At 71.5% G+C, this 23,362-nt stretch carries 22 protein-coding genes; 6 read left to right on the top strand and 16 right to left on the bottom strand.

The window, feature by feature from the left end:
• Nucleotides 1-253: 253 nt before the first annotated feature.
• From MVG78_RS03040 to MVG78_RS03030, 3 genes are all read right to left on the bottom strand, one after another.
• Entirely contained in the window at nucleotides 254-571 is a 318-nt protein-coding gene (locus MVG78_RS03040) for a MerR family transcriptional regulator (protein WP_428480799.1), read from the bottom strand.
• Nucleotides 572-673: 102 nt separating this feature from the next.
• Nucleotides 674-2,434, bottom strand: a complete 1,761-nt coding sequence (locus MVG78_RS03035; RefSeq protein ID WP_247558082.1) for a long-chain-fatty-acid--CoA ligase — start codon at nucleotides 2,432-2,434, stop codon at nucleotides 674-676.
• 18 nt (nucleotides 2,435-2,452) lie between these two features.
• A complete protein-coding gene (locus MVG78_RS03030) occupies nucleotides 2,453-3,814 on the bottom strand; it encodes an OmpP1/FadL family transporter (RefSeq protein ID WP_247558081.1) in 1,362 nt (453 codons plus the stop codon).
• Nucleotides 3,815-3,936: 122 nt separating this feature from the next.
• Between MVG78_RS03030 and MVG78_RS03025 the strand changes: the two genes are divergently transcribed.
• Nucleotides 3,937-4,257, top strand: a complete 321-nt coding sequence (locus MVG78_RS03025) for an SCP2 sterol-binding domain-containing protein (protein ID WP_247558079.1) — start codon at nucleotides 3,937-3,939, stop codon at nucleotides 4,255-4,257.
• Between the two features lie 147 nt (nucleotides 4,258-4,404).
• On the opposite strand, the gene MVG78_RS03020 is transcribed toward MVG78_RS03025, so the two are convergent.
• The 5 genes from MVG78_RS03020 to nfi all read right to left on the bottom strand — a co-directional run bounded on the left by MVG78_RS03020 (nucleotide 4,405) and on the right by nfi (nucleotide 8,398).
• Nucleotides 4,405-4,947: a hypothetical protein gene (locus MVG78_RS03020; RefSeq protein WP_247558077.1), complete on the bottom strand. Its 543-nt coding sequence runs from the start codon at nucleotides 4,945-4,947 to the stop codon at nucleotides 4,405-4,407.
• Between the two features lie 325 nt (nucleotides 4,948-5,272).
• Nucleotides 5,273-5,728, bottom strand: a complete 456-nt coding sequence (hemJ, locus tag MVG78_RS03015) for a protoporphyrinogen oxidase HemJ (RefSeq protein WP_247558075.1) — start codon at nucleotides 5,726-5,728, stop codon at nucleotides 5,273-5,275.
• Nucleotides 5,728-6,543 carry an HAD family hydrolase gene (locus tag MVG78_RS03010; RefSeq protein WP_345892871.1) on the bottom strand — a complete coding sequence of 272 codons (816 nt, stop codon included), beginning with the start codon at nucleotides 6,541-6,543 and terminating at the stop codon, nucleotides 5,728-5,730. The genes hemJ and MVG78_RS03010 overlap by 1 nt, the downstream gene beginning before the upstream one ends.
• On the bottom strand, nucleotides 6,428-7,477 hold the full coding sequence (gene hemH, locus MVG78_RS03005) for a ferrochelatase (protein WP_345892851.1): 1,050 nt from the start codon (nucleotides 7,475-7,477) through the stop codon (nucleotides 6,428-6,430). Before hemH ends, MVG78_RS03010 begins: the two co-directional genes overlap by 116 nt.
• A 156-nt stretch (nucleotides 7,478-7,633) precedes the next feature.
• Nucleotides 7,634-8,398 carry a deoxyribonuclease V gene (gene nfi / locus MVG78_RS03000; protein ID WP_282615042.1) on the bottom strand — a complete coding sequence of 255 codons (765 nt, stop codon included), beginning with the start codon at nucleotides 8,396-8,398 and terminating at the stop codon, nucleotides 7,634-7,636.
• 120 nt (nucleotides 8,399-8,518) lie between these two features.
• Between nfi and MVG78_RS02995 the strand changes: the two genes are divergently transcribed.
• The gene (locus MVG78_RS02995; protein ID WP_247558071.1) at nucleotides 8,519-9,127 is read left to right on the top strand and encodes a 3'-5' exonuclease; all 609 of its coding nucleotides are present in this window, start codon (nucleotides 8,519-8,521) and stop codon (nucleotides 9,125-9,127) included.
• 369 nt (nucleotides 9,128-9,496) lie between these two features.
• Here MVG78_RS02995 and MVG78_RS02990 read toward each other — a convergent pair whose 3' ends face one another.
• From MVG78_RS02990 to MVG78_RS02980, 3 genes are read right to left on the bottom strand one after another with little or no spacing between them, the layout of a single operon-like run.
• On the bottom strand, nucleotides 9,497-10,747 hold the full coding sequence (locus MVG78_RS02990; RefSeq protein WP_247558069.1) for a complex I 51 kDa subunit family protein: 1,251 nt from the start codon (nucleotides 10,745-10,747) through the stop codon (nucleotides 9,497-9,499).
• Complete coding sequence (locus MVG78_RS02985) at nucleotides 10,744-12,366, bottom strand: FAD-dependent oxidoreductase (protein ID WP_247558068.1); 1,623 nt, start codon at nucleotides 12,364-12,366, stop codon at nucleotides 10,744-10,746. Before MVG78_RS02985 ends, MVG78_RS02990 begins: the two co-directional genes overlap by 4 nt.
• Nucleotides 12,363-13,043, bottom strand: a complete 681-nt coding sequence (locus tag MVG78_RS02980) for a 4Fe-4S dicluster domain-containing protein (RefSeq protein ID WP_247558066.1) — start codon at nucleotides 13,041-13,043, stop codon at nucleotides 12,363-12,365. The genes MVG78_RS02985 and MVG78_RS02980 overlap by 4 nt, the downstream gene beginning before the upstream one ends.
• Before the next feature lie 362 nt (nucleotides 13,044-13,405).
• Between MVG78_RS02980 and MVG78_RS02975 the strand changes: the two genes are divergently transcribed.
• Both MVG78_RS02975 and MVG78_RS02970 read left to right on the top strand, forming a co-directional pair.
• Nucleotides 13,406-13,957: an NUDIX hydrolase gene (locus tag MVG78_RS02975; protein WP_247558064.1), complete on the top strand. Its 552-nt coding sequence runs from the start codon at nucleotides 13,406-13,408 to the stop codon at nucleotides 13,955-13,957.
• Nucleotides 13,954-14,439, top strand: coding sequence for a hypothetical protein (locus MVG78_RS02970; RefSeq protein WP_247558062.1), 486 nt, complete (start codon nucleotides 13,954-13,956; stop codon nucleotides 14,437-14,439). Before MVG78_RS02975 ends, MVG78_RS02970 begins: the two co-directional genes overlap by 4 nt.
• A gap of 21 nt (nucleotides 14,440-14,460) precedes the next feature.
• Here MVG78_RS02970 and ftsY read toward each other — a convergent pair whose 3' ends face one another.
• From ftsY to MVG78_RS02945, 5 genes are all read right to left on the bottom strand, one after another.
• Complete coding sequence (gene ftsY / locus MVG78_RS21915) at nucleotides 14,461-15,348, bottom strand: signal recognition particle-docking protein FtsY (RefSeq protein WP_428480798.1); 888 nt, start codon at nucleotides 15,346-15,348, stop codon at nucleotides 14,461-14,463.
• 910 nt (nucleotides 15,349-16,258) lie between these two features.
• Nucleotides 16,259-17,074: a diaminopimelate epimerase gene (dapF, locus tag MVG78_RS02960; protein WP_247558060.1), complete on the bottom strand. Its 816-nt coding sequence runs from the start codon at nucleotides 17,072-17,074 to the stop codon at nucleotides 16,259-16,261.
• Between the two features lie 477 nt (nucleotides 17,075-17,551).
• Nucleotides 17,552-17,749 carry a heavy-metal-associated domain-containing protein gene (locus MVG78_RS02955; protein WP_247558058.1) on the bottom strand — a complete coding sequence of 66 codons (198 nt, stop codon included), beginning with the start codon at nucleotides 17,747-17,749 and terminating at the stop codon, nucleotides 17,552-17,554.
• Nucleotides 17,746-18,129, bottom strand: a complete 384-nt coding sequence (locus tag MVG78_RS02950) for a MerR family transcriptional regulator (protein WP_247558057.1) — start codon at nucleotides 18,127-18,129, stop codon at nucleotides 17,746-17,748. Before MVG78_RS02950 ends, MVG78_RS02955 begins: the two co-directional genes overlap by 4 nt.
• Complete coding sequence (locus MVG78_RS02945; RefSeq protein WP_247558055.1) at nucleotides 18,116-20,350, bottom strand: heavy metal translocating P-type ATPase; 2,235 nt, start codon at nucleotides 20,348-20,350, stop codon at nucleotides 18,116-18,118. Before MVG78_RS02945 ends, MVG78_RS02950 begins: the two co-directional genes overlap by 14 nt.
• A 543-nt stretch (nucleotides 20,351-20,893) precedes the next feature.
• On the opposite strand from MVG78_RS02945, the gene MVG78_RS02940 reads away from it, so the two are divergent.
• Nucleotides 20,894-21,940: an ABC transporter ATP-binding protein gene (locus tag MVG78_RS02940; RefSeq protein WP_247558053.1), complete on the top strand. Its 1,047-nt coding sequence runs from the start codon at nucleotides 20,894-20,896 to the stop codon at nucleotides 21,938-21,940.
• Between the two features lie 97 nt (nucleotides 21,941-22,037).
• Complete coding sequence (locus MVG78_RS02935) at nucleotides 22,038-23,351, top strand: ABC transporter substrate-binding protein (protein WP_247558051.1); 1,314 nt, start codon at nucleotides 22,038-22,040, stop codon at nucleotides 23,349-23,351.
• Nucleotides 23,352-23,362: the final 11 nt, after the last annotated feature.

The following is a 23,362-nucleotide window of genomic DNA, read 5'->3' as shown; positions in this document are numbered from 1 at the left end:
GGGAAGGGCTCCGCCCTCCCCGGACCCCTCCCGCCAAGGGACGTGGGTCCCTTGGAACCCTATGAGCGCTCCGCGAGGAGGGGGATTGGGGCAGCGCTCGCCATTGGCGCGACGGCGGAATAACCCCCTCCTCGCGGAGCGCTCATGGCGGGGTCTCGGGGGCATACTATGCCCCTGAGCGGCCCCTCCCTCAGCAAAGGGTCCGGGAAGCAGAGCCTCCCGGTTCGCTGGCCAGAGCACAAAGACCCGGAGGTCAGCCCTGGCCGGAGAGGGCGTTCGCCGCCTGGGCCTCGATATCGCGCAGTTCGGCGAGGGTCTGTTCCAGGTCGGCGCGCTGCTGTTCCAGGCGGGCGATGCGTTCGCGCACGCTGTCCAGCAGCCAGCGGATCTGCTCCGCCTGGCCGTGCCGCGCGTCGTAGAGGTCGAGGTATTCGCGGATCTCGCTGAGCGAGAAGCCGAGGCGCTTGCCGCGCAGCACCAGCATCAGCCGTGCCCGGTCGCGCCGGTCGAAGACCCGCGTGGTGCCGGCGCGCTCCGGGGCGAGCAGCCCCTTGGCCTCGTAGAAGCGGATCGCGCGTGGCGTGATGCCCAGCTCCTCGGCGAGCTGGTTGACCGTATAGAGCTGGCGCAGCCTGCGCTCCCCTGTCTGCGGTTGGCGGGTGGCGCGCCATCGTCACGCCTGGCCGCCCGGATGGCGCTCGCGCAGTTCCTGGCGCAGCTCGGTCTTGGAGAGCTTGCCCACCGCCGTGCGCGGCAGTTCCTCGCGCAGCTCGATCAGCCGCGGCCGCTCGATGGGCGAGAGGCGTTCCGCCAGGAAGGCATTCAGGTCCTCCACCGTGAGGGAGGCGCCAGGGCGGGGCTGCACGAAGGCGGCGGCGCTTTCGCCGCGATACGGATCGGGCATTCCCACCACCGTCGCCGCCGCCACGTCGGGATGGGTGTAGAGTGCTTCCTCGATCATGCGCGGATAGACGTTGAAGCCGGAGCAGAGGATGATGTCCTTGATCCGGTCCACCAGGGTCACATAGCCATCCGGCGCCATGATCCCGACATCGCCGGTGCGCAGGAAGCCATCGGGGCGCAGCACGCGCGCCGTCTCCTCCGGTTCCGCCCAGTAGCCCTGCATCACATTGGGCCCGCGCACACAGAGCTCGCCGCGCTCGCCGGGCGGCAGGGCGCGGCTGGGATCGTCCAGGGCGCGGATCTCCGCCTCCACGCCGGGCAGCGGCAGGCCGATGCTGCCGGCGCGGTTCTCGCCCACCAGCGGGTTGCAGAAACAGACCGGCGAGGCTTCGGTGAGGCCGTAGCCCTCCACCAGCACGCAACCGCTCGCCGCCTCGAAATCATGCTTCACCTCCAGCGGCAGCGGGGCGCCGCCGGAGATGCAGAAGCGTACGGAGGACAGCATCGCGCGTGGCGTGCCGGCATCGAGGACCGCCTTGAACAGCGTCGGCACGCCGGGCAGCAGGGTTGGCCGCTTGCGGCGCAGCGCGGCCTGGAAGCCGGCCTGGTCGTAGCGCGGCAGCAGCACGATCTCGGCGCCCCAGGCCAGCCCCGCGTTCAGTGCCACGGTCATGGCGAAGACATGGAAGAAGGGCAGCACGGCGAGGACACGTTCCTCGCCCTCCCGGCAGCCATGGAACCAGCGCCGCACCTGCTCCAGATTGGCGGTCAGGTTGGCATGGGTCAGGATCGCGCCCTTCGGCCGGCCGGTCGTGCCGCCGGTGTATTGCAGCACCGCCATGTCGCCGGGGGCGATGGCGGGCGCGTCGCGCAGCGGCGGCGCCTCCACCAGAGTGTCAAAGCCGCTCACGCGCGGATCGTCCTGCGGCACGGTGCCGAGGCTGGTGCGGCGCGCCAGGCGGAAGCCGATTCCCTTGAACAGCGGCAGCGCCCCGGCGAAGCGGCAGGCCACCACATGCCGCACCGGGCCATCCTCGCCGAGCAGGCCCAGCACGCGGTCCAGCATCGGCTCCAGGTCCAGCGTCACCATGATCCGCGTGCCGGAGGAGCGTGCCTGGGCCGAGAGTTCCGCCGCCACCTGCAGCGGGCTGAAGTTCACGACCACGCCCCCGGCCCGCAGCACCGCGAAATAGCAGACGACATAGAAGGGCGAGTTCGGCAGGCAGAGGCCGACCCGGATGCCGGGCTGCACGCCGAGGCGCCGGAAGCCCTCCGCCGCCCGCTCCACCAGGTCGCCGATCTGGGCATAGGTCCAGCGCCGGCCCAGGAAGTCGAGGCAGGGCCGGTCGCCGAAGCGCGCCACCGCGCCGCGCAGCATCTCCGGCAGGGTGCCGGGCTCCAGCGGGGCGGACCAGTCCACGTCCGGAGGGTAGCTCGCCAGCCAGGGGCGGGCGGGGCCTGATGCCAGGGCAGGCGACGGGGCTGGCGGATGGGTCTCTTCGTTCTCCGCCATCATCCTGCTGCCCACCATCGCCTTCCCTCCTGGCCGCTAGAGCGTGATCCGCGCCTGCAGCGCGAAGACGTCGACCGCGTTGCTGTAGCGCTGCTGGAGATTGCCCCGCAGGAAGTCGGGGGAGCTGGCGCTGCTGCCCGCGCTCAGGTTGACGATGCCGTCCCGGGCGAAGATGTGCGAATAGCCCGCCGAGATCTCCAGCCGTTCCGTGACCTTGTAGGAGGCACCGGCCGAGAGCCAGTAGCGGTCGGTGTCGGGCAGGCGCGGCGTGCGGTAGGCGGTCTTCACCGGCGTCTGGTCATAGGCGAAGCCGGTGCGCAGGCGCAGCTTCTCGTTGACCTGGTACTCCGCGCCGACCGAGGCGAAGACCGTGTCGCGCCAGTTCTCCGCCGTCACCGTATCGGCGCGGCCATCCGCCTTGATGCGGATTTCCTGGAAGCGCGACCAGTTGGTCCAGCTCACGTCCGACAGCAGCGTCCAGCCGCGGCCCAGATCCTGCCACAGGCCGAGCGTGACGCTTTCCGGCGTGGTGACCTTGGTGCTGGCCCGCGCGGCGCGGAAGCTGTTGGCCAGCGCCGCCGGCACGTTCTCGAAGCTCAGCCAGGAGCCGTCCAGCTTCTGGAAGACCGCGGAGCGGAAATTGGCGCCCAGCCGCGTGCCGGGATGCGGCTCCCAGAGCGCGCCGATCTGCCAGCCGACGGAATAGTCGTCGCCCTTCACCGATCCGATGCCATCGGCGCTGCCGGGCGTCAGGCCCAGCCGGCCGAGCCCGGCGGCGGCGCCGATCGAGCCGAAATCCACCGCGTTCGACAGCCGCGCGCTCATGTACTGCAGGATCAGTGAGGCGCCGAGCGAGAATTCCGGCGTCGCCTTCCAGGCCACGGAGGGCGCCACCTCGACGGTGCGCAGCACGCTGGTCATGGCGTGGTAGCGGCCGACATCGCCGGCGCCGGTCTTGGTGATCAGCCCCCAGGGCGAATTGACCGAAAGGCCCAGCCACCAGTCGGGCGCGACCTGTGCCGTGGCATAGGTCGCGGGCACGAAGGCATCCTGTGCCACATCGCCGCCGGTGCCGCCCAGGATCGTGCTTCCACCCAGCGCGGCGGCGCGGCGGCCGCTGCTCGATTCCACAGTGGCGTCGGGCGCGACATAGGTGCCGACGAGGCTGGTCTGGAAGCCGGGCAGCCGGACCATGGAGGCCGGGTTGAAGAACTGCATGGAGGGGTCGTCGGCGCGCGCCGTGCTGCCGGCGAAGGAACTGCCTTGCCCGATGGCGCTCTGGTCGCGCAGGAAATAGCCGGAGGCATGGGCGGGCGCGGCGCCCCAGCCCCCGATGGCGATGCCTGTGGCGAGACCCGCTACGACACCCTGGTAACAGCGCCTGGCCGTTCCGCCCATGGCTGGCTGTCTCCTCTCCTGTCCGGAGCCGTTCAAGGCCGGCCCTCCGATTTGTGACCCATTAGGAAGATGGTTGACGTTAAGGTCAATAGGATTCGATTCTGCAACGCGAAAGGCTTCCCATGGTGACGACGGACGATGTGATGAACGCCATGCTGGCGAGGTCTCATGCTTTGCGCAGCCTTGGCTACAAGGTCCGGATCGATATCACCGATCTGGATGAGAGCCTGCTTCTGGATGCAACCGGAAGTCAGGTCACCATCCGCCCCGCTTCGCCTTCGGAGGAGGCGGATACCGTGCTGCGCCTGGGCGCGCCGGATCTGGGCAAGCTGATGGCCGGGCGCCTCAACCCCATGCTGGCCTTTTCCACCGGCCGACTGCGGGTCGAGGGTTCGAAGGGCGTGGCCCTCAAGCTCGCCAGCCTGCTCGACGAGGATGGATAGCAGGCCGCGAAAGTCCGGCCTCCGGCGAACCGGCATCGCGTGTGAGGCCCGGAGGGCGGCCCGGATGAAATGAAACAGGGGGAGGCGATGCCTCCCCCTGGGGCCATTCCGGCCGGCCCCGCCGGAGGGCGGGACTGGCGGCTGTTGTTACTGGACCTGACGCAGGCTGCCGTCCGGCATCCGCTCGAAGGCACCGCCGCCGCCCAGGAAAGCGCCGTTGATGTTGCTGGTGCTCTTCGCCGCGTCCGGACCGCCGATCACGACGCCCGAGCCGGTGGCGGCGGGCGCCGCCGGAGCTGCCTTGGCAGGGGCCGCCTTGGCCGGAGCGGCAGCACGCGGGCGGCGGTGAAACGGGCCGGTGCCGGGGCCGCCACGGGCCTCGGAGCCGACGCTGCTCGTGTCGCGCGGGGTTGCGCCCGGCGTGGCCTGGCTGTTCGGCTGACTCGTCAGCGGGCGCAGCCCGCGTGCTTCGGAACCGACGCGGCTGTTGTCGCGCGGGGTCGCGCCCGGCGTGGCCTGGCTGTCCGGCTGGCTGGCCAGCGGGCGCAACTCGCGGGCCGTAGAACCGGAGCTGCTGTTGTCGCGCGGCGTGGCCTGACTGGGCGTCAGGGTGGTCTGGGCCTGAACGGCGAGCGGCGCGATCCCCGCCGCCAGGGCAAGAGCAAGGATCGTCACATGGCGCTGGGCCATTTGCGTGTCTCCATCTTCATCGCTGGGTCCGGATGCGAATCCGTCCCGCGATCTGGCTGCCCTGACATCATGGGGGTGCGGCAGATCAGCCACAACCTGCCAGTTTCACTGTTGCATTATTGCAGCAGTGCTCCATGGGGGACAGACACCGCACGGGCCAAGGTGACATTCCGCAATATAAACCGCGCGGTTGCGTCCGTTCCTCTCACGGCCTCACGCCCTGTCACTTGCGTGCGAAGCCTTCCTTGCGAAGCAACAACATCAAGTTCTGATATCACTTTATCGTGATTATCCCGGTCCGGCGATGGCATCCTCCGCCGACGGATCAGAAAGGCTTCACGATCACCATGATCACGATCAGCACCAGCAGGAGCGTCGGCACCTCGTTCACCACGCGCCAGAAGGCCGCCGAATGGCGGCGCTCATCGGCCGCGAAGCGCTTGCGCTCGACGGCGAGGTAACCGTGCAGGGCGCTCATGGCCAGGAAGCCGAACATCTTCGCATGCCACCAGCCCGCGCCCCAGTCCACCACGCCCGGGGTCATCACCAGAGCCAGGCCGAAGATCCAGGTGGCGATCATCGCGGGGTTGATGATGCCGCGCAGCAGCCGGCGCTCCATCACCTTGAAGGTCTCGCTCATCGGCGAGCCCGGCGCGGCATCGCTGTGGTACACATAGAGGCGCGGCAGGTAGAACATGCCGGCCATCCAGGCGATGACCGAGATCAGGTGCAATGCCTTGGTCCAGGGGTAGAGCTGGACCAGCTCCGGAAAGCCGCCCATCACGCCGCTTCCTCTTCCAGCCCGAGCAGGCCGGGCAGTTCCGACAGGTCCCGGAACAGGGCGGAGACGCCCACGGCGCGCAGCGCCTCCGGCTCCGTCCGCCGGCAGAAGCCCAGGACCCGGCAGCCCGCCGCCACCCCGGCACGGGCGCCGGTCGGGCTGTCCTCGATCACCGCGCAATCCTCCGGCGCCGCGCCGCAGGCCGCCGCCGCGGCGAGGTAGATGTCGGGATGCGGCTTGGGCCGCGCCACATCCTCGAAGGAGAAGATCCGGCCGCCGAAATACGGCGCGAAGCCCAGCCGGCCGAGCTTGGCGGAGAGTTCGAGCCGGGAGGAGTTGGAGGCGAGGGCAAGGGGCAGGGGGAGCGGCGCAGCCGTCGCAGCAGCGCCTCCGCCCCCGGCACGGGCGGCACCTCCCGCGCCATGGTCTCGGTCACCTTGCGCTTCAGCTCCTGTGTCCAGTCCGGCGGCAGGTGGCCGAGCTTCGCCTTCACCACCGGCGCCATGTCGGGCAGGGCCATGCCGAGGAAGACGGCGCCCGATTCCTGCGGCGTCAGCGCCCAGCCGCGCGCCGTCAGATCCTCCGACACCACCCGGTCCACCAAGTGCTCGCTGTCGGCCAGGACGCCGTCGCAATCGAACAGGACCGCCTTGAAACCCCTCATGCCCATCGCTCCGCCTTGTCGCCGTTCCCCGCTGCCTACTGGACCCGGGCCGGCCGGTCGATGCCCGCGCCGCGCCGTCCGCCCGGACTCCTGGGATGGCCCCCTGGAATGGCCCCCTGGAATGATCCCTGGGCTGAACCCTGGGCGGCACGGGCATGCGGGCAGTCGGACTGGGCCTTGGGGCATTGCCGCCCGCCCGCCCAGGAACAGAGCCGCCGGCCCGAGTCCCGCGCCTGCCGCACCAGCCCGGCCAGGGCGGCGATGAAATCCGGATCGGCGTTCTGCGCCGGCACCCGGAAATAGCCGGGCACGCCCTCCTTCTCCGCGAGGTCGCGGTACTCCACGTCCAGCTCCACCAGCGTCTCGGAATGTTCCGAGACGAAGGCGATGGGGCAGACCAGCACCGCCACACGGTCCTTCGCCGCCTGCGCGATCGCCTCCTCGGTGGAAGGGCCGATCCATTTCTGCGGCGTGGCGCGGGACTGGTAGCAGATCCGGTGCTCCGCGCCCGGCAGGCCGAGCCGGGCCACCACCGCCTCGACGCTGCGCTCCACCTGCCACTGATAGGGATCGCCGTGCCTCACGATGCTTTCCGGCAGGCCATGGGCGGAGAAAAGGACCCGCAGCGGCACCTCCGGTGCCAGCGCCTCCCGCGCCGCCTCCCAGGCCCGGCGCAGGATGGCCGCGGTGCTGGCGGCGAAGCCCGGATCGGAATGCCAGCAGCACAGCGCCGTCGTCGGCACCCGCAACCCGGCGGCGGCGCAGGCGGCGTGCCAGTCGTCCAGGCTGCTGCCGGTCGTGGTGGTGCTGTATTGCGGATAGAGCGGCAGCAGCACCGCCTCGTCCGGCTCCCAGGCCGCGACCTCCGCCACGGTTTCCGCCGAGAACGGATGCCAGTAGCGCATGGCGATGAAGCAGCGGACCTCGAACTCCCCGGCCAGCGCCGCCTCCAGCGCATCGGCCTGCTGCCGCGTCAGTTCCAGCAGCGGCGAGCGGCCGCCCAGCAGGGCGTAGTTCTCCGAGGCCGGCTTCAGCCGCCGCCCGGCGATGAAGCGCCCCAGCGCGCCACGCAGGAAGGACGGCACGCGCAGGATGGCCGGGTCGGTGAAGAGGTTGACGAGGAAGGGCTTGATGGCCTCGGGCGATCCGGTCCGCCGAGGTTGAACAGCACCACGGCGAGGCGGGGCCTGGGAATGGGGACACTCATGGATGGTCGGGAGATGACACGGGGCCGGCCAAGGTCAAGGGGAGCGGCCTTCCGTTGCGCCGCCGGCCGCCTCCGCATGCATTCCCAGGGCGAGGCGCGCCGCGTTCGCCGCCAGATGGGCCTGCCGCGTCGCTTCCGGGAGGCGGTAGCCCCGCAGGCCGCGCAGCACCCATTCCACCGCGCTGGCGAGGGAGATGCGGTGTCCCACGGAGACATAGACGGGGTTGGAGCGCCGCCGCGTCCGCAGCACCACGGCCAGCACCTGCCCCTCATGGACGAGGTTGACCCGGTCGCCCGGTTCCGGCCCCAGCTCTCCATCCGGATGGCCGAAGAGCCGCGATTTCGCCACGCCGATCGTGGGCACGTCCAGCACCACGCCGAGATGGCAGGCGACGCCGAGCCCCCTTGGATGGCTGGCGCCATGGCCGTCCACCATCACCAGATCGGGTTTCCGCTCCAGGTGCCGCCAGGCCTCCACCAGCACCGGCACCTCCCGGAAGCCGAGGAAGCCCGGCACATAGGGCATGGGCGCGCGCAGCACCGCCGCCTGGCTTTCCACCGGGCTTTCCACTCCGGCGCCATCCCCCAGGATGCCTGGCTCCGGCTCGAGTGTGACCAGCGCCGCGAAGATCCTCTGCGCCGGGTCGAAGCGGTCCAGGCTGGTATCCGCCCCGCCCAGACGGTGGATGGGGCCGAAGGCATCCTCCCGCACCACCCGGGCCGCCATCTCCCGCTGCACCTGCCGGGCGCGGCCCAGATCGGGTGGATGGAGCCAGTCCTCCGGGATTTCCTGACGCATCCCCGTGCCGTTCCTCTCGCCTTGCTCCATGTGAAACAGGTGGGACACCCTCCGGTTGGGCCGGGCGGAACGGGCCACCGGCCATACCGGAACGCGCCGGGCTGTCCTAGGATGGCGGGGATGATGGACTTCGCCACGAAACCCGCCACCTTATCTCCCCTGGCGCACCCTGTGCTTTCCCTCCAGAGCGACGTGGTGGTCTTCGATACCGAAACCACCGGCTGCACCATCGGCGACCGGGTCGTTTCCCTCGGCGCGGTCCGGCTGGACCCTGCGCTGGACGTGGTGGCCACGCTGCACCTCGTCTTCGCGCCGGGGCGGCGCTGCCATCCGGGCGCGGTGCGGGTCCATGGGCTGACCGACCGTTTCCTGGCCCGCCAGCCATCCTTCGAAGCCCATGCCGGAGAGGTCGCCGCCTTCTTCGAGGGCGCCGTGGCCTGTGCGCACAACCTGGCCTTCGACCGCCGCATGCTGGGCGGGGAATTCGACCGGCTGGGCCTCGCCCGGCCCTGGCGGGGGGAATACTGCACCCTGCGTGCCTGGCGCCTCTACCGCCCTGGCGAACGCGCCGGGCTGGACGCCGCCTCGGCGGCGCTGGGCCTCGCCCGCGAAAGCGAGCAGCACGGGGCGCTGGAGGATGCCTGCCTCGCCACGCAACTGCTGCGGGCCCTGCACGGCCGGCCCCCCGGCCGCCTGATCCTGCACGAGCCGACGAACCTGCGGGCCTGATTGGTCCGGCGTTGCCCTGTCCCCCGGGGGGCAAGGCTCTGCCTTTCCCCCCCGGAACCCCCATCCGCCAGGACGCTGCGCGCCCTGGACCCCATTCGTTGGCTCCTGCTGCGGCCAGATCACGCCGGAGAGCATGGCTCTCCGGCGACTGCCGGTGCCACCAGTGCAGAGAGGGTGTTTTTCTTCTTTTCGGGAGACCCGCGGATCCACCTGCGCCCGGGGATCAGCCAGCAGACTGACGGCAGCCACCGACGCCCACGAAAGCCCGGGGTCTGGGGACCGGCTTCGGTCCCCGGCGGAGAGGGGGTCCGGCGGGAGAGGCAGCGCCTCTCCCCCGGGGCTGGACACGAAGCGCGACGCAAGGGCGGTTCAGTCCAGGCCGAGGGCCCGTTCGTACTCGTTCCGGAAGGTGGCGAGGGAGCTGGCCAGCACCGTGGCTGCGCCGTCCACCAGCCCGCAGCGGCCGGAGCCGGGCAGGAGCCGTGTCAGGTTCTCCAGCGCCGCGAGATCGGTGGGGCGGCCGGCCCCGGCCTCGATGCGTTCGAGGATGCGCGAGACCTGGTGCGTGCCGATCTTGCAGGAGGGACACTGGCCGCAGGAGCTCGCCGCGAAGAAGGCGACGTATTCCGCCGTCTTGCGCAGGATGCTGGTGCCTTCGCCCACCACGATCATGGCGCCGGTGCCAAGGCGCGAGCCGCGGGCGCGCAGGCTGTCGAAATCCAGTGCGACGTCGAGGTCACGGTCGGTCAGCAGCGTGTTGGACGGGCCGCCGGTGAAGACCGCCTTGAAGGCCTTGCCGGCCAGCATGCCGCCGCCACAGCGGAAGACCAGCTCCCGCAGCGAGGTGCCCATCGGCAACTCGTGCAGGCCCGGCCGCAGCACGTCGCCGGACAGCGAGTAGAGCTTGGTGCCCACCGCCTCTCCGATGCCCAGCCCCCGGTACCATGCCGCGCCATGGCGGAGGATGTGGGGAACATGGGCGAAGGTCTCGACATTGTTCAGCAGCGTCGGCGCGCCATCCACGCCCTTTTCCGCCGGGAAGGGCGGCTTCAGCGACGGGAAGGGGAAGCCGCCCATGACGCTGGCCACCGCCGCCGTCTCCTCCCCGCCGACATAGAGGCCGGAGCTTTCGCAGACACGGAGCTGCAGCGGCGTGCCGACGGATTCCGCGACGCGGGCCAGCAGCGGATGCGCGCGCCAGGCATCGGCGGCGGCGCGCAGCGCCTTCACGGAGGCGGTCTCGCGCGGGTTGACGTAGAGGGCGATCCGGTTCGCCTTCACCGCCAGGGCGCCGATCAGCGCGCCCTCGATCACCTGATGCGGCGTGCGGGAGAGCAGAAAGCGGTCCTTGAAGGTGCCGGGCTCGTCCTCATTGCCGTTGCAGATGATCCACTTGCCGCCGCCCCCGGGGAAAGGCGGCTGCGCCGCCACGGCGGCCCATTTGCGGTGGGTGGGGAAGCCGGCACCGCCCAGTCCGCGCAGCCCGGACGCCTCCAGCGCGGGAATGATGCCGCCGGGATCGGCGAGGGCGCGTTCCAGCCCCTGGCCGCCCCCGGCCCTGAGCCAGGCGGCGAGGTCCGGGCCGACCCGGATCGCCTCGGCGGTGAGCACGGCGGTCATGCGGCCATCCCCCGGTCGGTGACGGCATCGAAGTTGCCGTAGGGCGGAAAGATCATCGGCGCCTTGCGGGTGAGGGGCAGGCCCTGCGTCACCAGGGCCCGGCGCCAGTCGGCGAGATGCGTCAGGCCCACATTGCGCGGCCGTTCCACACGCGCCTCGGCCGCGGCCCCGGCACCGGCATGGCGGCCGAAGACCACCAGCTCCAGCAGGGCATTGCCCATCATGCGGTTGCGTCCGTGCAGCCCGCCCGTCACCTCCCCCGCGCAGAGCAGGCCGGGGATGGCGGTGTGGCCTTCCGGGTCGATCACCACGCCGCCATTCTGGTAGTGCAGCGTCGGGCGGATCAGGAAGGGTTCCTCGGCCGGATCGAAGCCGCCGCGATGGGCGAGATGGCGCAGGGTGACGAGGCTCTTCTCCAGGATGCCGGGCTTGCCCTTCTCCAGCGTCGGCGTGTCGAGGAAGATCCCCACCTTGCCATCGCGTTCCACGCCCCGGCCCTCGGCGATCTCGCGCAGGATGGCGGAGGCCACGACGTCGCGCGGCTGCAGCTCGTCCACGAAGCGCTCGCCCTTCCCGTTCACCAGGAAGGCGCCGGAGGAGCGTGCCGCCTCGCTGACCAGGGCACCCTCCATATGCGGAGGCCAAGCGATGCCGGTCGGGTGGTACTGGAAGCTGTCCACCTCCCGCAACGGGGCGCCGAGGCGATAGGCCAGCACCAGCCCGTCCGCCGTGGCGCCGTAGTGGTTCGAGGTCGGGAAGCCCGCGAGGTGCAGCCGCCCGGAGCCGCCGGTGGCCAGCACCACCGCCCCGGCCCGGGCCAGCACCGGGCGGCCATGCGCGAAGTCGTGCAGCACCGCCCCGGCGCAGCGGCCGCGGTCGTCGCTCAGCAGTTCCAGCGCCGGATGGCGGTCGAGGATGGTGATCCCCGGTTGCAGCAGCGTCGCCTCGCGCAGCGCCCGCATCAGCTCCAGCCCGGTGAAGTCGCGGTAGGAGAGCAGCCGGGCCGCGGTGGCGCCGCCGGGCTTCTTGCGCAGCAGCGTGCCGCCCATGCGCTGGCTGCCCTCGGTGAGGTCGAAGCTCATCCCCTCCTGGATCAGCCAGCGGATCGCCGCCGGCCCGCCGGAGACCAGCGCCGCCACCAGTTCCTTGTCGGCGGCGAAGTGGCCGGCGCGCAGCGTGTCCTCGAAATGCCGTTGCAGGCTGTCCTCGGCGCCGACCGCGGCCTGGATGCCGCCCTCCGCCATCACCGTGTTGCTGTCGCCGATGCGCAGCTTGGTGGCGAGCAGCACCCGCGCCCCGGCCCGCGCGGCGGTCAGCGCCGCGACGCAGCCCGCGCCGCCGCCGCCGATCACCAGCACGTCCGCGTCCAGCATCGGGGCGCCGGCGATGTCCACATCCTCCAGCAGCGAATCCGCCTGCAGCAGGTCCGCCAGGATGGCCGGGCATTCCTGGCCGGCACTGGCGCCGACCCGCAGCGTCACCATGGCGCCCGGCTGGCGGTCCGGATGATAGGCGGACAGCAGTTCCGGCACCGGCAGGTCCAGCGCCCTGGCCGGGGCGGGGGAGGCGGCGCGCCAGGCTTCCAGCGCCTGGGCATGGGGGATTCCGGCGGCGCTCATGCGGCGGCTCCCTTCGGGGGCGGATTGGCGCCGGGCGCATCGAAGTCGATCGGCTGCCGCCCGTCCTCGATCTCGTGCAGCCGCATGATCAGGTCGGAGGGGCGCAGCGTCAGCGAGGCGTTCATCCGCCGCACGAACTGGCCCAGATGCGCCGGGTCGATATGCTCCGGACAGGCGGCGACGCAGAGGTTGCAGAGCACGCAATGGTCGAAGAGTTCGGCGGCCGCATTGGCCTGCCCCACGGCGGCGAGGTTGACCATGCGCTGCACCTCGATCCCCTTGGGGCAGGCGCGGTCGCAGCCGTTGCAGTGGCGGCAGTGCTTGGCCTCGGGGAAGACGGCGTCGATCTGGTCGATCGCGGTCCAGCTGTCGGTCAGCGCATGCAGGTCATAGGCATGCGGGCGGTGGGCCGGGAAATGGTCGATGAAGGAGACCTGCATCCCTTCCTCGGCCAGCATTTCGCAGGCCAGCGCCGTGCTGGCCAGGCGCTGTCCCGGCCGGCGCACCAGCACGCGGCAGGCCCCGCAGACGCCCTGGCCCATGCAGCCGACATTCTCCGTCAGCGACAGCCCGGCGGCCATCCAGGCCTGCAGCAGCGAGGTTCCGGGCAGCGCCTCGACGGCATGGCCGTCGAAGTCCAGATGCAGGGTTGCGGAGCTCTGCGTGTCCTCGGACATGCGGGGTGATCTCCCGTCCGTTCGGTGTGGACGCCGGGGGAAGATCCGTTGTCCCGGCGAGGATGATAGACCCGTCACGGCGCCGCCTGAACCCTCTTCCATAATATCCGGGCTGGAAAAGCCGGCTGCTATCAAGAAAATGATGCGATCTCATCCGGTTTTTGCATGATCCTTTAAACAGGACTTGTTCGGTCCACATGGTGGTGACTTCGCGGCGAACCTATCGGCGGCATGGCATGGCCCGGCCTCATGCGAATGACGGCTCCGCGTGACCGTCGCGATCCGCCTGGGGGCCAACACAGCTTTCGGCGTGACGCCCTGCCCGCCTTGCCGGGGCCTGAGCCGGATCACATGATGACAGCATGAGTGGCCGCTTCGAACGCATCCGACACGAGGGCGATGAGCGCGACCGCCTGACCTGCGCCGACTGCGGCTTCATCGCCTATGAGAACCCGAAGATCGTGGTCGGCGCCGTGGTGGCGCTGGACGGGGATTCGGTGCTGCTCTGCCGCCGGGCCATCGAGCCCCGGCGCGGCTTCTGGACCATTCCCGCCGGCTACATGGAACTGGGCGAGACGGCGGCGGAAGGGGCGGCGCGCGAGGCCTGGGAGGAAGCGCAGGCCCGGATCGCCCTGGAGGGCATCCTGGCGGTCTATTCGATCGCCCGGATCGGCCAGGTGCAGATCCTCTTCCGGGCACGCTTGGCCGCGCCGGGCTTCGCGGCGGGGCCGGAAAGCCTGGAGGTCCGCCGCTTCGGCTGGGAGGACATCCCCTGGGACGAGCTCGCCTTCCCCTCGGTGCGCTGGGCGTTGCGGAGTTGGCATGCGACACGGTTGGAACCCCTGCCCATGGCCGTCCAGAATCCGCCGGAGGACCCACGCGGCACGGCCGGCCTGCCGGGAGATGCCACATGAACGCCAAAGACCGGGGCAGCCTGCCACTTCTGCTGCTTGCCCTGCCGATGCTTGCCCTGCCGATGCTTGGTCAGGCCCAGGCGCCCGGAGGAGAGGCCACGCCGCCGGCGGCCAGCGCGGCCGCGCCCGAGCGTCCTTCCGCCACGCCGGCCCCCGCCGCGCCGCGCCGGAAGCCGCCACCGCGCCGGGCTCCACAGCGCCGGGCGGCGCCGCCCGCGCAGCAGGAGGCACCGCCCCCGCCCCCGCCGCCCGCGGCGAGCCGGCCCTATGACATCGCGCCGATGCCGAACCGCAACATGGAGGCGCCGCGCCCGCGCGACCAGGGTGCCGACAATCGCCCTTCCTTCGGCCCCGATCTCTTCGAGCCGCAGCGCCTGCCCGGCAGCAATCCCAGCATCGACGAGGACGATCTGGCACGGCGCAGGGACCAGTTCCGGGACATCGTGCCCGGCGCCCGGCTGCGGGTGCCCTTCAGCTACTGAGGCTGGTGGGGCGGGGCCGGATCAGGCCAGCCCGACCAGCGAACGGGCGAAGTCGCGCGGATCGAAGGGGCGGAGGTCGGCGGCCTTCTCGCCCACGCCGACCGCATGCACGGGCAGGCCGAATTCCTGGGCCAGGGCCACCACGACGCCGCCCTTGGCCGAGCCGTCGAGCTTGGTGACCACGAGGCCGGTGATGTCCACCATCTCCTGGAACACCTTGCACTGCTGGATGGCGTTCTGGCCGGTGGTGGCGTCCAGCACCAGGATGGTGGCGTGCGGCACGGCGGGGTCCTTCTTCTTCAGGACGCGCACCACCTTGCGCAGTTCCTCCATCAGCCCGGCCTTGTTGTGCAGCCGCCCGGCGGTGTCGATCAGCAGCACGTCCATGCCCTTGGCCACGGCGCGGTCCAGCGCCTCATGCGCCAGGCCGGCGGCATCGGCGCCGGGCCTGGCCGGGGCCACCACCGGGGCGCCGGTGCGGCTGCCCCAGACCTGAAGCTGTTCCACCGCGGCGGCGCGGAAGGTGTCGCCGGCGGCCAGCATCACCCGCTTGCCCTCGCCCCGCCATTGTTCGGAAAGCTTGGCGATGGTGGTGGTCTTGCCGGTGCCGTTCACGCCGACCATCAGCACCACGAAGGGCTTCGTGCCGGGCTCCGGCACCAGCGGCGTGGCGACCGGGGCGAGGATCTCGGTGATCTCCCCGGCCAGGGCGGACTTCACCTCCTCGTCCGAAACCTCCTTGCCGAAGCGGGTGCGGCGGAAGCCCTCGACGATGCGGCGGGAGGCGGCGACGCCCAGATCCGCCGTGATCAGCGTGTCCTCCAGATCCTCCAGCGCCGCATCGTCCAGCGGGCGCTTGGTGAAGAGGCCGGTGAGGTTCTCCGTCAGCCGCTGGGTGGAACGCTGCAGCCCGGCCTTGAGCCGCCCGAAGAAGCCGGCGGGCGCCGCGGGCGGTTCCTGGACCGGGGGCGGGGTGGTTGGCTCCTCCGCCGGGGGGATGCCGGGGATCTCGGCGGGGGGTGGTTCCTCCACATCCGGCGCCTCGTCCGGCGGGACGGGGATGGGCGGCGGCGGCTCGCGGACCGGCGGTGGTGCCGGCACCGGTTCCCCGGCCCGCGCCACGGCGGGCGGCACCGCGAAGCCGGGAACCGGCGGCGGAGGCGGTGCGGCGGGGCGGGCGGCCTCGCTGGGCGGCACGAAGGGGGACGGCGGGACGGGCACGGGCGCCGGTGCAGCCGGGGGCACGGCCGGTGGCAGCGGCGCATAGGCCACGGATGGAGCGGGAGGCGGTGCGGCCACGGCCGGGAGCGGCGATGGTGCATAGGCCACGGGGAGGGAGGTCGGGCCCGCCCCGGAAACGGCGCCTGGGACGGAAGCGGGCGCTGCTGGTGCCTGTGCCGGTGCCGGGGGAAGGTCGGGATGCCCGAGGGGCGGCGGGGTCTGTGCCAGCCTGGCCTGCACCTCCTCCTCGGCCGCGGCGGCCGGGTCCAGTGCCTCCAGGGGCACGCCGCCTTCCGGGGCCACGGCGGGGAGGGGGTTGGACCATACGTCGATGCCCGCCGCATCGGGGGGCGGCGGTGGCTCGAAGGGTTCCGGCAGCCCACCGGGCGGGGTTTCCGTCGGGGTTTCCGTGGCTGGCGCGCGGCCGGTCAGCCGGTTCCAGAGATCCTTCAGCGCCATGCGATTCCTGCCTCCCTTGCCGCCCCGGCCAGGAGCCCGGAAAGCGGTGTCTCGATGATGGCCCTGGGCGACCGGCCCCGGAGGATGGGGGCGGGAACGGGTGCCCGGGCCGCTGGAACGAAGGGCGGCGGGGCCGCCCTCAGATCTCGATCTCGCCCCGGTAGGCGGTGGCGACCGGTCCGGTCATCAGCACATGCCCATCCTCCCGCCAGGCGATCCGCAGGTCGCCGCCCGGCAACGACACCGTGGCCTCCCGCCCCGTCAGCCCGCGCCGCGCCGCGTTCACCAGCGTGGCGCAGGCCCCGGAACCGCAGGCCAGGGTCAGCCCGGCCCCGCGCTCCCAGACCACGAGCCGGATCTGATCCGGGGCCAGGACCTGGGCGAAGCCGATATTGGCCCGCTCCGGGAACCAGGGATCATGCTCCAGCACCGGGCCGAGGGCCGCCGGGTCGATCGCCGCCAGATCCTTGACGAAGAAGGTGGCGTGCGGGTTTCCCATGGAACAGGCCGCGGGTTCGGAAACCGGGCCGAGGGCCAGCGGCAGGCGCAGCGTGTCCGCCTCCCGCGCCAGGGGCACGTCCCGCCAGCCGAGGCGCGGTGGGCCCATATCCACCCGGATCAGCCCGTCCGGCAGCGCCTCCGCCGGCAGGGCGCCGGAGAGGGTGCGGATGGTGACGCGATCCCGTCCGGTCTCGGCCATCAGCAGGCTGGCGACGCAGCGCGTGGCATTGCCGCAGGCCCCGGCCTCGGAACCGTCCGGGTTGGCGATGCGCATGAAGACGTCGCTGCCTTCCGGTGCCGGTTCCAGCACCACGAGCTGGTCGAAGCCGACGCCCCGGCGGCGGTCGCCGATGGCGGCGATGCGCCCGGGCGTCAGGGGCAGGGGCTGCTCACGGCCATCGAGCACGACGAAGTCGTTGCCGAGTCCGTGCATCTTGCGGAAGGGAATAAGCACGGCAGCGATATAGGCGCAGGCACCACGCGGCGGAACCCTGGGGCTTCACGCTCTGGTGCCTGCTGTCTTCGGCACCGGGAGCTCCCCTGTCCCCGCTCTGGGCGTTCCGCTTCGTGGCTGCCCCGGGGGAGAGGCGCTGCCTCTCGCCCCGGACCCCCTCACCGCCGGGGACCGAAGCCGGTCCCCGGACCCCGGGCTTTCGTGGGCGCTGGTGGTGGCCGCCAGTTTGCTGTCCGATCCCTGAGCGCAGGTGGATCAGTGGGCTCCGAAAAAGAAAGAATCCTTCTCCGCGCTGGTGGTACCGGCCGTCGCCGGAGAGCATCGCTCTCCGGCGTGATCTGCCTCAGCAGGAGCCAGCGGGTGGGAGGTCCAGGAACCTCAGGTTCCTGGCGGATAAGGGGGTTCCGGGGGAAAAGGCGGAGCCTTGTCCCCCGGGGGTGGACCACGGCCGCCGCGCCCCGTGGAGTGTCCCCCCGGTCAGCCTTCCGCCACCTCATAGCCCTCGGCGCGGATCGCCTCGGCGAGGCGGGCACGGCCGGCCTCGGTCTCGGCACGGACGCGGCCGGTCGGCAGGTCCACCTCGACCTTGGCGGCGGGGTCCACGCTCTTCACCGCTTCTGTCACCGCATGGACGCAGTGGTTGCAGTCCATGCCCTTCACCGTCAGTTCGATCACTTCGCCAGTTCCTCCAGGATGGGGCAGTCGGGGCGGGAATCGCCCCGGCAGCAGGAAACGAGTTGCCGCAGGCTGCCGGCGATGGCCTGCAGAGAGGCGGCCTTGGCCTCCAGCGCCAGGATATGCTCCTGCGCGATGGCGCGGACATCGGCGCTGGCGCGGCTGCCGTCGCTCCAGAGTTCCAGCAGGCGCTTCACCTCGGCCAGCGGGAAGGCCAGTTCCCGCGCATGGCGGGCGAAGCGCAGGGCGGCGACGTCGCGTTCGTTGTAGCTGCGGTTGCCATTGGCGAGGCGGCGCGGGCGGATCAGCCCGGCCTCCTCATAGCGGCGGATCGCCTTGGCGCTGAGGCCGCTGGCCGCGGCCGCCTCACCGATGTTCACGAGCGGTCTCCCCTTCCGGCTTCCAGCGTGTCAGGCGCAGCGCGTTGCCGAGCACGGTCAGCGAGGACAGTGCCATGGCGCCACCGGCCAGGGCCGGCGACAGGCCGCCCAGCGCCGCGGCGGGGATGGCCAGGGTATTGAACGCGAAGGCCCAGCCGAGGTTCTGCGCGATGGTGCGCCAGGTGGCGTGCAGCACGGACAGCGCGGCGGGCACGAGGCGCGGATCGGGGCGCAGCAAGGCCAGATGCGCGGCGGCGAAGGCAGCATCGGTGCCGCCGCCCATGGCGATGCCCAGATCGGCGGCGGCGAGCGCCGGGGCGTCGTTCACCCCATCCCCCACCATGGCGACGCGGCGCCCTTCGGCATGCCAGGCGGCCAGGCGGGCGGCCTTGTCCTCCGGCAGCAGCCGGGCCGCGACCTCGTCGATGCTGAAGCGGCGCGCGGCTTCCTTCGCGGCGGCCTCGTTGTCGCCGCTCAGCATGGCGGTGCGCAGGCCCAGGGCGTGGAGCCGTGCCACCGCCTCGGCGGCGCCGGCGCGGGGGGCATCCTCGAAGCCCATCAGGGCCAGCACGCACTCGCCTTCCGGCCGGGATTCGACCAGCCAGGACTGCGTGTGGCCGAGCGCCGCCTGCTCCGCCGAGGCGGCGGCCAGAGCCTCCGGCGCGCCGCCCGGAGGCAGCAGCCGGTCGCTGCCCAGGCGCAGGCGCCGGCCTTCCACCACCCCTTCCACCCCACGGCCGGGCAGGGCACGGAAGGATTCCGCCGGTTGCGGCGTGCCGCCGGCCTCGGCCAGCACGGCACGGGCGAGGGGGTGCTCGCTGCCCGCCTGGAGCCGCGCGGCGAGGCGCAGCGCCTCCTCCCGCGCCACGCCTTCCGCCGGGACCAGGGCGGCGAGGCGAGGCCGGCCCTCGGTCAGCGTGCCGGTCTTGTCGAAGGCGACGATGGAGAGGCCACGGGCGCGCTCGATCGCCTCGGCATCGCGCAGGAGGATACCGGCGCGGGCGGCGGCGCCCGTGCCGGCCACCACGGCGGCGGGGGTGGCAAGGCCCAGGGCGCAGGGGCAGGCCACCACCAGCACCGCCACGGCATGCAGCAGCGCCACCTGCGCGGCGGCCCCGGCCAGCAGCCAGCCGAGGAAGGTGACGGCGGCGATGGCCAGCACCACGGGCACGAAGACGGCGCTCACCCGGTCGGCGAGGCGCTGGATCGGGGCACGGCTGCTGCCTGCCTCCTCCACCAGCGCGGCGATGCGGGCGAGGCGCGTGTCCTTCCCCGTGGCGGTGACGCGGGCCACCAGCCGCCCGTCCAGCACCACCGTTCCGGCGGCCAGGGCGTCGCCCGGGCTCTTGGCCACGGCGCGGGATTCGCCGGTCAGGGCGGATTCGTCCACCCCGGCCTCGCCGTCCTCCAGCACGGCATCGGCGGGGATGCGGGCGCCGGGGCGGATGGCGATGCGGTCGCCCCGGCGCAGACGGGCGGTGGGGATCTCCTCCTCCTGCCCTTGCGCATCGAGGCGGAGCGCGGTGTCCGGGCGCAGCTTCAGCAGGGTTTCCACCGCCCCGGCGGCGGCGTTGCGGGCGCGTTCCTCCAGGAAGCGGCCGAGCGAGACGAAGGCCAGGATCAGGGCCGAGGCCTCGAAATACAGATGATGCCCCCCGTTCAGCATCAGCACGGTGGAAAGCGCCCAGGCCGCCGTGGTGCCGATGGCGACCAGCAGTTCCATGTTGCCGGTGAGGCTCCGCACCGCGCCCCAGGCTTTGCGATAGATCCCGGCGCCGATGCCGAACTGCATCAGCGTGGCCAGGACGAACTGCGCCAAGGGCGGCGGCATCCAGTCGCGGCCCAGCCCCATGCCGATCATGCCGAGGAGGAAAGGCAGGGCGAGCAGCCCGGCCAGGGCGGGATGCAGCCATCCCGCCCGCTGGCGCGGGGCCGGGGCGTCATCCCCGGGCGCCGGATGCAGCACGGCATAGCCGGCCTTCTCCACCGCCGCATCCAGTGCATCCGCCAGCGCGGCGGGATCGGTGCCGGGTTGCAGGCGCAGCCGTGTATGGCCGGTGGCGAAGTTCGCCTGGGCCGATTCCACGCCCGGCACCCGGGTCAGGGCACGTTCCACCCGCCGCACGCAGGAGGCGCAGGTCATCCCCTCCACCAGGAGGTCGAGGCTGGGCCCGTTGCCCGGAGCGCTGTCCGCCGTGCGGGAAGAAAGGTCGTCTGGCATGGAGCAGAGGTGGGGCTTCCCTCTCCGGGAAGGTCAAGCCTCCTCCGCGAATCCGGTGCATGTTTGCCCCGCGCCTGCTTCATTACGGCCCGTTCTGCACAAAGAATGTTCACTTGTCCGCGTTTTCCGCCGCTCCGGGGGCAAGGCTCCGCCTTCCCCCATGTTTTCCCCTTTGGCCCCCCATCCGCCAGGACCCTGCGGGCCGGACCCGGTTCGTTGTCGCTCGCCGACACCGCATCGCGCCGGAGAGCGATACTCTCCGGCGACTGCCGGCGCAGGCACGGTGATCGTCTTCTTCGGGAGCCCCGCCGATCCATCTGCTCCCAGGGATCAGGCCATAGGCTGACCTTGCCACCGGTGCCAATGAGAGGCGGGGTCTCGGGGAGGCCCTTGCCTCCCTGAGCGGAGGGGGACCGGGGGAGGCGGAGCCTCCACCCGGGGCTGGCCGCCTGAAAACCCGCCTGACCCATGCTTCCGGGAATGGGCGGAGTGGCACGGGCTTTGCGTTCCTCGGGGTGGGGACACGGATTGGTCTGGGGGCTCATGCGCGGCGCGAGTGTCGAGCTGGTGAAGGTGACCAAGCGCTACCCCAATGGGGCGGTGGCGGTGGAGGGGATCGACCTGCGCATCCCGGCGGGGAGCTATTGCTGCCTGCTCGGCCCGTCCGGCTGCGGCAAGACCAGCACGCTGCGGATGATCGCCGGGCATGAGGAGATCAGCGACGGCGACATCCTGATCGGCCCGCGCAATGTCGGCGGCCTGGCCCCGGCGGCGCGCGGGACGGCGATGATGTTCCAGAGCTACGCGCTCTTCCCGCACCTGAACTGCCTGGACAATGTCGCCTTCGGCCTGCGCATGCGCGGCGTGGGCAAGGCGGAGCGGCGGGCGAAGGCCGAGGCCATGCTGCGCCTCGTCCATATGGAGGCATATGCCGGCCGCCTGCCGGCGCAGCTTTCGGGCGGGCAGCAGCAGCGCGTCGCGCTGGCCCGGGCGCTGGTGACGGAACCCTCCGTGCTGCTGCTGGACGAGCCGCTCTCGGCGCTCGACCCCTTCCTGCGCATCCAGGTGCGGGCGGAGCTGAAGCGGCTGCAGAACGAGCTCGGCATCACCTTCATCCATGTCACCCACAGCCAGGAGGAGGCGATGGCGCTCTCCGACCTCGCCGTGGTGATGAATGCCGGGCGGATCGAGCAGGCGGACGACCCGCGCACGGTCTTCTCGCGGCCCGCGACGCCCTTCGTGGCGCGCTTCATCGGCGGGCACAACGTGATCGACCTGCCCGGGGCGGGCGGGCCCTTCGCGGTGCGGACCGACCGGATGCGGGTGGCGCGCGGCTGGCCGGGCGAGAACGGCATGGACGGGCTGCCGGCCCGGGTTGCCATGGTCGAGTACCAGGGCAGCTTCGTGCAGCTCCGCCTCGCCGGGGAGGGCACCTATCGCGACACGCTGCCGGAGATGACCGCCATCCTGCCCGACGATGCCTTCGAGGCCGCGCCGCTGAGCCAGGGCGAGGCGGTGACGGTGGGCTGGAGCGGCACGGACGCGCACCGGCTGAGCGTACCCGCCCATGACCAGGCGCTGCCGGCCTGAGCGCGGCGCGGTTTTCCGCCATCCCCGGTCCGGTGGGCCGGATGGCCATGACGCAGACACGGCGGCGACCAGCACCCGCCACGGAGGAGCAAGGCTCATGAACGAGAGCAGGAAGAACGGCGCGAAGCCCCATGGTTCCCCCCGGGGCGCCCTCGGGACGCTGGGCCGCCGCGCGCTGTTCGGCGCCGCGGGCGGCCTGGCCACGGCCGGTGCCTTCCGCCTGGCCGCCCCGGCGGTGCATGCGCAGGAGCCGGTGACGCTGCGCTATCTCGGCACGGCGGTGAACCAGAGCGCCGAGATAGCCGCCAAGGTGAAGCAGGACCTGGGCATCACCATCGAATACATCCCGGTGGTGACGGATGACGTGATCCGCCGCGCGGTGACGCAGCCCAACACCTTCGACCTGCTGGACATGGAGTACTTCTCCGCCAAGCGCGTCGCGCCCTCGGGCAACCTGCAGGGCATCGAGGCGAAGCGGATCAAGGAGTTCGACAACATTACCCCGGTCTTCACCAAGGGTGAGATCGACGGCAGGAAGATCGGCGAGCAGGGCACCGCGCCGAAGAAGGTGCAGTTCATGAAGGGGCGGAACTCCAAGGAGTTCGCCGATGGCCCGACCGAGTGGATGAGCCTGATCCCCACCACCTACAACGCCGACACGCTGGGCATCCGCCCCGACCTGATCAAGCGCCCGATCGAGAGCTGGAAGGAGCTGCTGAACCCCGAGTTCAAGGGCAAGGCCTCGATCCTGAACATCCCCTCCATCGGCATCATGGACGCGGCGATGGTGGTGGAGGCGCTGGGCGCCCACACCTATGCCGACAAGGGCAACATGACCAAGGCCGAGATCGACAAGACCCTCGGCATCCTCACCGAGGCCAAGAAGGCGGGGCAGTTCCGCGCCTTCTGGAGCGACTTCAACGAGAGCGTGAACCTGATGGCCTCGGGCGAGACCGTCATCCAGTCGATGTGGTCGCCCGCCGTGACCAAGGTGCGCTCGCAGGGCATCCCCTGCGTCTTCCAGCCGCTGCGCGAGGGCTATCGTGCCTGGGCCTCGGGCTTCGGCATCCCGCGCACGCTGGAGGGGCGCAAGCTGGATGCGGCCTATGACTTCATCAACTGGTTCCTGTCCGGCTGGGCCGGCGCCTTCCTGAACCGGCAGGGCTACTACTCGGCGGTGCTCAGCACGGCCAAGGCCCATATGGAGCCCTACGAATGGGCCTACTGGATGGAGGGCAAGCCGGCGGAGAAGGACATCAAGGCGCCGGACGGATCGCTGCTGGAGAAGGCGGGCACGGTGCGCGACGGCGGTTCCTATGAGCAACGCATGGGCCGGGTGGCCTGCTGGAACGCGGTGATGGATGAGAACACCTACCTCATCCGCAAGTGGAACGAGTTCATCGCCGCCTGATGCGGTGTGGC

The organism is Roseomonas gilardii subsp. gilardii (assembly GCF_023078375.1).
Lineage (GTDB): Bacteria > Pseudomonadota > Alphaproteobacteria > Acetobacterales > Acetobacteraceae > Roseomonas > Roseomonas gilardii.
Note: the sequence above shows the minus strand (reverse complement) of the source record. Positions and strands in the feature narration are given on the sequence as shown.